At 52.9% G+C, this 11,542-nt stretch carries 11 protein-coding genes; 6 read left to right on the top strand and 5 right to left on the bottom strand.

Annotation, left to right across the window (positions count from 1 at the left end):
- Positions 1-281: 281 nt before the first annotated feature.
- Positions 282-491 carry a hypothetical protein gene (locus tag JIF53_RS00095; RefSeq protein WP_153741751.1) on the bottom strand — a complete coding sequence of 70 codons (210 nt, stop codon included), beginning with the start codon at positions 489-491 and terminating at the stop codon, positions 282-284.
- A gap of 481 nt (positions 492-972) precedes the next feature.
- On the opposite strand from JIF53_RS00095, the gene JIF53_RS00090 reads away from it, so the two are divergent.
- From JIF53_RS00090 to JIF53_RS00080, 3 genes are read left to right on the top strand one after another with little or no spacing between them, the layout of a single operon-like run.
- Positions 973-2,292 carry a TolC family protein gene (locus tag JIF53_RS00090; RefSeq protein ID WP_199451539.1) on the top strand — a complete coding sequence of 440 codons (1,320 nt, stop codon included), beginning with the start codon at positions 973-975 and terminating at the stop codon, positions 2,290-2,292.
- Between the two features lie 5 nt (positions 2,293-2,297).
- Positions 2,298-3,644: an efflux RND transporter periplasmic adaptor subunit gene (locus JIF53_RS00085; RefSeq protein WP_199451538.1), complete on the top strand. Its 1,347-nt coding sequence runs from the start codon at positions 2,298-2,300 to the stop codon at positions 3,642-3,644.
- Entirely contained in the window at positions 3,641-6,766 is a 3,126-nt protein-coding gene (locus JIF53_RS00080; RefSeq protein ID WP_199451537.1) for an efflux RND transporter permease subunit, read from the top strand. Before JIF53_RS00085 ends, JIF53_RS00080 begins: the two co-directional genes overlap by 4 nt.
- A gap of 563 nt (positions 6,767-7,329) precedes the next feature.
- On the opposite strand, the gene JIF53_RS19570 is transcribed toward JIF53_RS00080, so the two are convergent.
- Positions 7,330-7,452, bottom strand: a complete 123-nt coding sequence (locus tag JIF53_RS19570) for a hypothetical protein (protein WP_264766311.1) — start codon at positions 7,450-7,452, stop codon at positions 7,330-7,332.
- 293 nt (positions 7,453-7,745) lie between these two features.
- A complete protein-coding gene (locus JIF53_RS19565) occupies positions 7,746-7,805 on the bottom strand; it encodes a hypothetical protein (protein WP_248185651.1) in 60 nt (19 codons plus the stop codon).
- Positions 7,806-8,237: 432 nt separating this feature from the next.
- On the opposite strand from JIF53_RS19565, the gene JIF53_RS00070 reads away from it, so the two are divergent.
- The 3 genes from JIF53_RS00070 (at position 8,238) to JIF53_RS00060 (ending at position 10,256) form a co-directional block, all read left to right on the top strand.
- Positions 8,238-8,918 carry an AraC family transcriptional regulator gene (locus JIF53_RS00070; RefSeq protein ID WP_153741755.1) on the top strand — a complete coding sequence of 227 codons (681 nt, stop codon included), beginning with the start codon at positions 8,238-8,240 and terminating at the stop codon, positions 8,916-8,918.
- A gap of 84 nt (positions 8,919-9,002) precedes the next feature.
- Positions 9,003-9,902, top strand: coding sequence for a DMT family transporter (locus JIF53_RS00065; protein WP_153741756.1), 900 nt, complete (start codon positions 9,003-9,005; stop codon positions 9,900-9,902).
- A gap of 21 nt (positions 9,903-9,923) precedes the next feature.
- Positions 9,924-10,256 (top strand): tRNA-binding protein, encoded by a 333-nt coding sequence (locus JIF53_RS00060; RefSeq protein ID WP_153741757.1) that lies wholly within the window; start codon positions 9,924-9,926, stop codon positions 10,254-10,256.
- A gap of 350 nt (positions 10,257-10,606) precedes the next feature.
- Here the strand turns inward: JIF53_RS00060 and JIF53_RS00055 are convergent, their stop codons facing one another.
- Entirely contained in the window at positions 10,607-10,747 is a 141-nt protein-coding gene (locus JIF53_RS00055; protein WP_153741758.1) for a hypothetical protein, read from the bottom strand.
- 22 nt (positions 10,748-10,769) lie between these two features.
- Entirely contained in the window at positions 10,770-11,309 is a 540-nt protein-coding gene (locus JIF53_RS00050; protein WP_153741759.1) for a hypothetical protein, read from the bottom strand.
- Positions 11,310-11,542: the final 233 nt, after the last annotated feature.

Genomic DNA, 11,542 nt, shown 5'->3' with positions numbered 1-11,542 from the left:
CCTGTTTTCCGCCAAAACGGCGGGAAATAGGCAAAAATCGAACAAAACAGAGGGTGATAACGCCAAAATCGCGCTTGAATGGCTTTTTTTCGAGTTGAAAAGCGATTCAGCGATAAATCAGGCGTTAATCAGACCCTCCTAAGGTTTGCGGTACGGTAATAAATTTAGCGCCGAGATTCCAGTAAATCAATACTATAGCCAGTCATGCTATTTTCATGACTGGCAACGTTCTTTGTATGAGAAGCAAGCTTCGCTTGTTAGCTCTGCCTAAGCGGAACGTACTAGTCGTCACTTGAATCTGCTATTCCCGCCTCCTTCATCTGCTTGTGTAATTTTTGATGTTTCAGGCAGAGTTCTTGCCTGTCAACGGTTTCCACGGTCTTGTTCGGATAGCTCCTTGCCTCGTTAATCCTGTCGGCTAAGCCAGAATCGGCGTAGGCAAAGGAACTAAACAGTGCTGTCATTGCTATGGCTGTAATGATGCTCTTCATGACGAACTCCTTGATTTGTTGCTCCAGGCCCATGCAACTGGGCCTCTAGTAGATACCGCTGATGCCCACCAGCGGTATTTCTGTTATCATTTGCTGTACGTTACCTTCTGCTCCATTTGTTTCTTCTCTAAAGCACGATGGTAGGCTCGTCCTTCTTCACTTATCATCTGTCTTCGCGCCTCCATTCCAACTTCTGACAATCCATAGCGTGTCATTTCTTTGTGGAGTCGCTGCTGCGGCGAATACTATTAATGATTTCATAGTTTCACCTCCTGTTTGGTTGATGGTTTCATTAGATCATTAGTTCCTGAAACCTGACTGAAAAAACAAAAAAAGTTTATTAACGATTTGATAACTTTTGTTAGTGATAAAAATAGTTGAGCCAGATCAATATAAAATTTGTGCGCACTTAATTTCAGCTTCGTTTCAGCTTTGAGATCTAATATAAGCGCTCTTATATGCTTTCCACGGAGATCTCAAGTTGTCCATCCGCACCTTTTTTACTAAGCAGACTATTTTGGGTGTGTTGCTGTTTAGCAGCATTTCTGCGTGGGCTCAGCCCAGACTGGAGCTCCAGAGTGTCATCGAAGCAGCAACTGAAAACGATCCCTGGCTCGGCCAGAGCTCTTACAAACAAGATGCGCTGATGGAAGAGTCTGTTGCTGAGGGCGCGCTTCCCGATCCCCGGGTAACGATCGGCGCGGCAAATCTGCCTCTGGATACTTTTGATACCGGGCAAGAGCCCATGACCCAGGGCACGATTGGCATTACACAGCGAATTCCTCGTGGAGACAGCCGCCGCTTGGCTAGCGCAAAGAAAGAAGAACTGGCCGGTGTGCAGCCTTACCTCCGCCAAAATCGCCGTGCGCAGGTCACCGAAACGGTGACCCACCTATGGCTCGATCTGTGGAAATCCCAGGAAAGCATCCGCCTCATTGAAGAAAATCGGGGATTATTCGAGCAATTGGCGGATGTTGCTGAAGCTGGATATACCTCCGCGACAATGGGCTCCAGACAACAAGATGTTATTCGTGCTTCGCTGGAGTTGACTCGCCTTGAAGATAGACTGACCGACTTGCACACCCAGTTGGCTTCCAGCAGGGAAGCTCTTGGTGAATGGATCGGTTCCAGTCAGGCCCAGTTCTTGGTCACTGAAAACATTCCTCCTCGGCTATTGGAAGACGTTTCCAGCGGCTGGTCTGAGACGACCGTGGAGTCTGTCATCCGTCACCCGTCGATTCGCGCCACAGATCAACTGATTGATGTGCAGGCCATTGACGTAGATCTTGCCAGGGAAGCCTACAAACCAGAGTGGTCGGTCTTCGCACAATATGGTTATCGGGATAAGGCTCCGAACGGCCAGGACAGGGCAGACCTGTTTTCGATTGGTATTGGTTTTGACCTGCCGATATTCACAGGAAACCGGCAAGATCGACGGCTCAGTGCTTCCTCAGCCAGGCTGGAAGCCGAAAGGACGGATCGGGTTCTGAGAATCCGGTCGCTCCAGGCAAAGGCGCGCGCGGCGCTAGCCCGCATCGAGCGGTTGGATGATCGAATTGACCTGTATCAGCAAACGCTCCTACCTCAGATGGAAGAGCAGGCCAGCGCCGCGCTGACCGCCTATAACAATGACGACGGTGATTTTGCTGAGGCGGTACGTGCACGGATTTCGGAACTCAATGCCCAGGTCGAATTGATCCAGATGATGGCCGAGCGAGCCAAAACTCTGGCAAGTTTCCGTTATCTGACCACGGACGCCTCCAATATTTCTTCCTCTTCAATGACTCATTACCAGGATTGATCATCATGGCTAATTTCGTTCGCCCATTGGGCTTTGTATTGCTCGGCGGGATTGCTGGCGTGGGTGCCGCCTATTGGCTGGCACCGGAAATTTTGTCCGATCCGACAGTGGAGGCGGCCGGTGGCGAGACAAAGGAGCCGCTTTACTGGGTCGCACCCATGGACCCTAACTTTAAAAGCGACAAACCCGGAAAATCACCTATGGGGATGGATCTGATTCCAGTGTTCGAGGATGCCGGGTCGGCTGACGATCCGGTCGGTACCGTTCGTATTTCCCCTGCAGTGGTAAACAACTTAGGAGTTCGCACCGAGTCCGTCATCCAGGGGCGTTTGCCCAATACCATAACTACCGTGGGCTACGTCCAATATAACGAAGACGAGATGGCGCACGTACACCCCAGAGTAGAGGGCTGGATCGAAGCGCTCTACGTGAAAGCTGAGGGGGAACCAGTCGAAAAAGGCAAGCCTCTGTATACTCTCTATTCACCCACATTGGTCAATGCTCAGGAGGAGTTGCTCGTGGCACTGAACCGGGGGAATCAGCGACTGATCAATGCCGCTGAGGAACGGTTGGTTGCGCTGAACGTGCCGGCCAGCCTGATACGGCAACTGCGCCAGACGAGAAACGTACAGAGAACGATGACCGTATACGCCCCAAGCTCCGGCGTTATCGACAACCTGAACGTTCGCGAGGGCATGTTCATAAAGCCCGGAGACCGGGTTTTGTCGATTGCTGCACTGGATGAAGTCTGGGTGATTGGCGAGATATTTGAAAGCCAGCTCTCGGCAGTGGAAGGCGATAGCCGGGTGGTGATGACTCTGGATTACATGCCCGGGCGCCAGTGGCGCGGAAAAGTGGATTATGTGTATCCCGAGGTTAATCCGAAGACGCGGACGGCCCGGGTCCGGATGCGGTTTGACAATTCCGACGGAGCTTTGCTGCCCGGCATGTTTGCTCGCCTGGAGGTCCAGGGGGATCGTGGGCAAAGACGCCTGTTGGTGCCACGTGAATCGATCATCCGCACTGGACAAAGCGACCGTCTGGTGGTGGCGCTGGAACAGGGTGCCTTCAAGTCCGTCAACGTCACGGTAGGGCGGATTGGCGACAAGTACGCAGAAATACTGGAAGGCATTAAGCCTGGCGATACCGTGGTGACCTCTGCGCAGTTCCTGATCGATTCCGAGTCCAGCAAGACTTCGGATTTCCAGCGAATGTCGGCATCAGGCAGCAACGCCATGGATTTACAGATGGATCATTCGGGGCACGTCATGGATCCGGAGAAAGCGGAGCCCAAGATCGAACCTGAGGCGATGGACCATAGTTCCATGAATCATGGCGGAGGCGAATCATGATCGCTGCCATCATTCACTGGTCTGTTCGTAATCGATTTCTGGTATTGCTGGCCACCTTGCTTATTACAGGGCTTGGCCTTTACTCACTGAACAAGACGCCGGTAGATGCGCTGCCGGATCTTTCGGATGTGCAGGTCATCATCAAAACCAGCTTCCCGGGGCAGGCTCCGCAGGTGGTAGAAGACCAGGTGACCTATCCACTGACCACCGCCATGCTGTCGGTCCCGGGGGCCAAAACCGTCCGTGGCTACTCGTTCTTCGGGGACTCCTACGTGTATGTGATCTTCGATGAAGATACCGACATGTACTGGGCTCGCTCCCGGGTGCTGGAGTACCTCTCCCAGGTGGCCCCCAGCCTTCCGGACTCGGCCCGCCCGCAACTGGGGCCGGACGCAACCGGGGTTGGCTGGGTTTACCTTTATGCCCTGGTGGATCGCACCGGGAACAATGATCTGAGCCAACTGCGCAGCCTGCAGGACTGGTTTCTGAAATACGAACTGCAAACAGTTCCCGGTGTGTCCGAAGTGGCCGCGCTTGGTGGCATGGTGAAGCAGTATCAGGTCAAGGTCAGCCCGGAAAAGCTCAGGGCGTTTGGCATTCCTCTGGCTCACATCCAGAACGCTATCAAAAGAGGCAACCAGGAAGTAGGGGCCTCCGTCATCGAGATGGCCGAGGCGGAATACATGGTGCGCACGTCTGGCTACACCCAGTCCCGTGAGGATCTGTTGTCAATTCCACTGGGTCTCGATGACAACGGCACCCCTGTGCTCCTGAAAGACGTGGCCAGTGTTGAGGTCGGGCCGCAGATGCGGCGCGGGGTGGCCGAGCTGAACGGCGAAGGCGAAACCGTGGGTGGCATTGTAGTGATGCGCTTCGGTGAAAACGCCCAGGCAACGATTAACGGCGTAAAAGCCAAATTAGAGGAACTGAAATCAAGCCTGCCTGAAGGCGTGGAAGTGGTGACGGTTTACGATCGCTCCGGACTGATCGAGAGGGCGGTTAATAACCTTGGCTTCAAGCTGCTTGAAGAATTCCTGGTGGTGGGCCTGGTGTGCATGATCTTTCTGTTCCACGTGCGCTCGTCGCTGGTGGCGATTCTCAGCCTTCCCGTGGGTATTCTGGCGGCCTTTATCGTCATGCACTGGCAGGGTATCAACGCCAATATCATGTCCCTCGGAGGGATTGCCATCGCCATCGGCGCCATGATCGACGGCGCCATCGTGATGATCGAGAACATGCACAAGCACATGGAGCGGACACCGCTCACGCCCGAGAACCGTTGGGAGGTTGTTGCCAGGTCAGCCTCGGAGGTTGGTCCAGCATTGTTTTTCTCGCTTCTGATTATTACGGTCAGTTTTGTGCCGGTGTTTGCCCTGGAAGCGCAGGAAGGACGGATGTTTGCCCCGCTGGCTTTCACGAAGACCTATGCCATGGCAGCCAGTGCGGCTCTGGCGGTGACGCTGGTTCCGGTGCTCATGGGCTATTTTATCCGTGGCAAGGTGCTGCCGGAACACAAGAATCCCGTGAACCGTCTGCTGGTCGGTGCGTATATGCCGGTCCTGAAGTTGGTCCTTCGATTCCCGAAAACCACTGTTATGGCTGCACTGCTGGCACTGGCTGTGGGGCTTTGGCCGGCGACCAAGATCGGGAGTGAGTTCATTCCACCGCTGGATGAAGGCGATCTGATGTACATGCCGACCACTTATCCCGGGATCTCAATCGGTAAAGCCCGCCAACTATTGCAGCAGACCGACAAGTTAATTGCGACCGTCCCGGAAGTTAAAACCGTATTCGGTAAAGTAGGACGAGCAGACACCGCAACTGATCCGGCGCCGTTAACCATGATCGAGACGTTCATCCAGCTCAAGCCGAGGGATCAATGGCGGGAAGGCATGACCACCGAAAAGCTGAAGCAGGAGCTCAATACTCTGATTCGGTTCCCGGGGGTAACCAATGCCTGGGTTATGCCGATCATCACGCGCATCGATATGCTGGCAACGGGTATTAAAACGCCGGTGGGCATCAAGATTGCCGGTCCGGACCTTACCGTCATCCAGAACATCGGTAAACGCCTTGAGGAAGTCATGGTCGACATCCCCGGTACAGCCTCCGTTTACTCTGAGCGAGTCGCTGGGGGCCGCTACATCAAGGTGGATATTGATCGTGAGCGTGCCGCTCGTTATGGGCTGAATATCGCTGATGTTCAGCAGGTAGTGGCCTCCGCTATTGGTGGAATCAACGTTTCCAGAACCATCGAGGGACTTGAGCGGTATCCCATTAATCTTCGTTATCCGGAAGACTACCGGGATTCTCCAGAGAAGCTGGAGCAGTTGCCCATCGTTACGTCAACGGGGCAAAGGATTGCGCTTGCCGATGTCGCCGATATCCGGGTAGAAGATGGTCCTCCCGCCATCAAAAGTGAAAACGCCCGCCTCAATGGCTGGACCTTCGTGGATATTGAAGGGGTTGATGTCGGCACCTATGTGGAGCAGGCCATGGCTACCGTTAACGAGGAGCTCGATCTGCCTGCGGGCTATTCGGTTACCTGGTCTGGCCAGTATGAGTACATGCTGCGTGCCAAGGAAAAGCTGACCTACGTGGTGCCGCTGACGCTGGCTATCATTATCATTCTGCTGTTCCTGAACTTCCGTCGTTTTGCGGAAGTGGGCATCATCATGGGTACGCTGCCGTTTGCCATGATTGGTGCAATCTGGCTGATGTATCTGCTGGGCTATAACTTCTCCGTTGCGGTCGGTGTAGGTTTCATTGCGCTGGCCGGCGTTGCCGTGGAGATTGGTGTCATCATGCTGGTGTATTTGAACCAGTCTTACGAGGAAATGTTGCAAACCTGTAAGGAGAAGGGGGCGACTCCAAGACGCGAGACGTTGCGCCTTGCCGTGCTTCATGGTGCCGGATTGCGCGTGCGGCCTATAATGATGACTGCTGCTGCTATTATCGGAGGTTTGGTGCCTATCATGGTTAGCACTGGTACCGGCTCCGAAGTCATGGGGCGCATAGCTGCACCAATGGTCGGTGGGATGATATCTGCTGTGATTTTGGCGCTGTTGGTGATACCGGTAGGTTACTATCTCTGGAAATGCAGGAGTATTTCCGAAGGGTAAAGAAAACTAGACCTCGCCATATTGCTTTCGAGATTCTGGCGAGGTCTGATGATGCAGCGGTGTCTGGGTAATGTTGTTATAAAGCAAGAGCCTGGGTATGGAGTCCCGGGCAGATACTCTGGCAACATATTTCCCGGGGGAGGTTTCCTGCCCTCTAAAAGGCCGAGAACAGCAGCGATGGGGTAGGCCCAAATTTGATGGGGTTCAATCATGTCTCGCATGGAGTCCTCGTGCCTTTGTGGTTCGCCATTCGTTTGGAATCTGCATGATGAGGTATGTCACATAGCGCGCCGGTTAACTATGTTTATAGGTATTTGCCCCCTCGTGCTTGTAGTCAGGGTGTTCAAATTCCAGTGTTGAATGAGTTACGCTGAACTCTTTCTCCAAAGCCTGTTTTATCCCGTCCTTGATTTTCTCAAGTTCATTCCACGCACTCATCTCGACAACCACACGGGCGTCGAGCGAGGCATCATGCTCACCCACCTGCCAAAAATGTACGGGGTGAAGTCGATAACTCCTTCTAAGTCTGATACTGCCCCAATGACGGAATCTGTGCCGATATCCTAGGGACTCCCCAGCATGAGTGTTCTGATGGTCCCGCCAATTTCTGTCAGGTCCAGGTAGAGAATATAGCTGGCCATGCCAATGGTGATTGCGGAATCAACCCAGCGCATGTCGTAGAGCAAGATAAGAGCTCCGCCTATAACACTGCTATTGACGCAAACGCATCAGACAAGTTGTGTAAAACAACGCATGAATATTAACGCTGCCCTTCTGCATTGAGTAGGTCAGCAGCGCGCTCAACGCGTCCATTATCAGTGCAACAATGTAAGTCAGACTACCCAACACCCCTTGAGTTCCAGCGGATCTGGGAACCGCATGACACCCTCGTATATCAGGTAGGGCCCTATCATGATCAAGGTGGTGTATTTAACAGCGCAACACCTACCTTTATTCGCCCGTAGCCGAAGGTCAGCTTTTATTCAGCCGGGCGACGCGCAATCTTACGGGCCGCGAACGCGATAATCAGCGATGCCATGTCCCAGAAGTTATGTATAGCATCGGCAATCAGCGCCAAGCTGCCGGCAAAGTCCTTTCCGCGATCTGGACGAGAGTCAGGATGCCGTTTGCCCAGATGGCTACTGCAACCCGTTTATGCTTGGTTTCAGGGGGAATGTGAAATAGCTGTATACTGAAAAAGTGTGCTTTCCCTCATATAGGTTTCGAAGTAATGCGGGAAGAAGCGTTAATTGGTTGCTTCCAATGTTCGCATTGCGACCGTCCCGCATCTCAGGCAATTCCTAAAAAAAGCGGAAATTCTAGCCATAAACCGTTTAGGCGTGGTTCACAAGATACTTCGTCACTGCCAGTTTCCCGCGTTTTCACTATGAACCGGTCCGATCCCGGATGAGAGATGAATGAAAGGGTCGTTCTGTGAGGATTTTCAAATGTTCCTGATTATACTGGTCGCATGAAGCATTCTGAGATCGGCTTGCATATACGAACCTACGAGGATGAGGGAAAAAGCCACTCCCACGACCATCATCAACTGGTATTGCCGTTGGTGGGAACGTTATCTCTGTCGGTAGATGCCATCGAAGGGGAAGTGGCTCAGCATCGAGCGGCAATTATTCCCGCGGGAATTGGCCATGGGTATGCCGCGGCGCTGGACAAGCTACCTTGTTTCGTAGACTTGGATCCAGCATTGCTCCACTACATCCAGTTCCTTCACGCACAGCTCCATAATGGGACAGAGTCGGATTTTACCCAACATCAAATGCTACTCCTGCTGATTCAGTTGCTTCAGGAGCGCCATGGAAGTCAGCTGAAGCTGGACCGCAGAGTCCACGCCGCGAAACAATTTCTGGACGAACACTTCAACCGACCGCTGTCCTTGGCCGAGGCGGCTGCCGTGGCACATCTGAGCATTCGGCAGTTGAACGATCTGTTTCGGCGCCAGGTCGGCATGACGCCGCATCAATACCTCACAGAGTTACGAATGAAAGAAGCTTGGCGGCTTCTGGAGCAGTCGGGGCTCAGCGTCCAGCGAGTTGCCGACGCTGTCGGCTATTCATCGTTATCGGCCTTTAGCGACCGGTTCAGAGCCCACTTTGGCAAAGCACCCAGCCACTTCCGCCGTATTTCGAAATAGTTCCGCCAGGATTTGAAAGTTCCTACCCTTCGCACTGGATACCCTTCTGCAATCATTCACACATGAGAGTTTCGGGAGGGTTTCATGGCATCTGTTAACGCCGCAACCTGGATCGGGTCGATTTCCGTTCTGTTATGGGGCACTTTGGCATTGCTGACCAAGCTTTCCGGTGGTGAGATTCCGGAGTTCCAGCTCATGGCCATGACCTTCGGTATCGCTTTTCTGTTGATGTGCGGCCGTTGGGTCTTCTCGGGGCATTCCGGTGTGCGTTATTTACGGCAATCGCCACTTGCATGGTGCATCGGCGTCGTTGGCTTGTTCGGTTATCACTTTGCCTACTTCAAGGCTATGACACTGGCCCCCGCCGTCGAAGTCAGCCTTCTTGCTTACCTCTGGCCGCTGCTGATCGTCCTATTGTCGACCTTCCTGCCGGGCGAGAAACTACGAGCTCAGTACATCGTTGGGGCCCTGGTTGCCCTGGCAGGTTGCTGGTTGTTGATCAGCCGCAATGCCGATGGATTTGCCTGGGAGAACCTGCCGGGTTACCTGGTGGCTCTGTCCTGTGCTCTGATCTGGTCATCTTATTCCGTTCTTAGCAGACTGGTTCGCTCGGTACCAACCGATGCCGTGGGCTGGTTCTGCGGTGTTACGGCCATTCTGGCGTTGATTTGCCACCTTTTGTGGGAGGAAACGGTATGGCCAGAAGGCGCACTTCAATGGATTGGCGTGGTGGGGCTCGGCCTCGGACCGGTGGGCATAGCATTCTTCACTTGGGACCATGGTGTAAAGCACGGAAATATCCAGTTACTGGGAACCCTGGCATACAGTGCGCCACTGATTTCAGTGATCCTGTTGATTCTTGCCGGATACGGCGAGGCTACGGTTGCCGTGTTGAGTGCCAGCATCCTGATTGTCATTGGTTCTTTGATCGCGGGTCGTGCGAAGAGCCGGACGGTCGCCGAGCTAGAATTGTTAACAGACTAACTACGTCGAAGGAGCAATAAGATGATTACTTGGGACGATTTCGAGAAGGTTGAACTGCGGATCGGGACCATCATTGAAGTGACGGATTTTCCCGAGGCACGCAAGCCTGCTTATAAATTGCGAGTGGATTTCGGGTCGGACATTGGTATTCGTAAATCGAGCGCACAGCTTACGGGCCTCTATGGCAAGGAGGAGCTCGTTGGCAAACAGGTTCTTGCCGTTACCAATTTCCCCCCCAAACAGATCGGACCATTTTTGTCGGAGTGCCTGGTCACCGGCGTGCAGACGGAGAAGGGCGCAGTTACCCTGGTAAGACCGGACGCGCAGGTGGATAACGGAGAACGCCTGTTCTGAGTTTCGGCGGCTTCCACATCGCGGGCCAATCGGTATGCGAGTCCAAGTGAGGGTGATGCATGGTACAGAGTCTCTTGTGCTGGCAATGGTGAGCGGAAAGCTCACCGTTGCAGCGCTCCAATGCACTTCCCTCCGATTCGCGGATCCAAAATAGCCGCAAAGCTCCGTGTAATCGTCAAATCCAAATGTCCGCTTTGCGACCATTCAGGCCTAATGACGGGATTTTCTGAGCCATTGTCGTGAATCCGCTAAAGGCGGGGTGGAGCATTTGAGCGCAATGGTGATTGAGGGAGATCACCATTGCGCCTTGAGCTACCAGAAATCGTTTCATGGCCATCGAGGTGAAGTAGTCAAAGGGTATCGTTGTCGTCCCTCTTTTTTTCGTCATCTGCCATGTCTTTCTCCACTAACCCAAAGATTTTATAAAGTATCAGGAAACCGGTGGAAAGAATCAGAATAACGGCCAGAAGGGCAATCATGGGATGTATCATCTGGCATTCTCCTGGAAGTTCATCAAATCCATGCGCTATTGAGTATGTCTGCTAACTCTTCACCTGATGAGCAAGCGTTGGTTTCTGGCTGTTCACTAATCATTTTCGCATTCAGACCTTCATTTGGAGCGGTGTCGTAAAATGTCGATTGGTTTGGGGATTCATTATCAAACCGGTCGCTGGTTCCTGCGTTTCGGGCATCGCTCTCTGATCTATCGTCAGGTACAGCTATTTCGGCTAGCTCTGAACTTATTTCATCTGCGTCAAGGACACCAGGGCTATCACCGGTTGCCGAAGTTGTAGCTGAACCAGTCGCAAGCGCGTTTTGGCTTCTGCTCAGAGAATTATCTTTGGACGAGAGTCTGTTCACAATCCACGTCAGGCCTATGGCAATGGCTGCGATCTCAACGGCGACATTGAGAAACTCCTGAGACCGCTCCTGCAGAACGGTGAAGGTTCCACTTAGGCCGTTGATGAGCGACATTAGCAATAACTCAAGTATGAAAAACGTTGCGCGTACGGCAGACAGGATTACTACTGACTTCCAGATTGTTTTGACCATCAGATCTGCTCCATCGGGATATGATTGAGCTAGACTTACGGACGTGGCGGTATTTGGAAAAGCAAGTTTTAGATGTTCGGGTGACCATAGAGTTAGGGAGGCTCTGAATAAGTCTCAAAATCAGCGATAATACGGTCATCGTCAACTGCACAGGATTCGTTGCCACCATGGATCAGATCACCTTCTCCGAAGCCGAGTACCAGACCAAGAAGCGTAAAACCCGCCGCGAGATT

Source organism: Marinobacter sp. bablab_jr008, from assembly GCF_016464145.1.
In the GTDB taxonomy this organism is placed as follows: Bacteria; Pseudomonadota; Gammaproteobacteria; order Pseudomonadales; family Oleiphilaceae; genus Marinobacter; species Marinobacter nauticus.
This window is presented reverse-complemented; position numbering and strand designations above follow the sequence as displayed.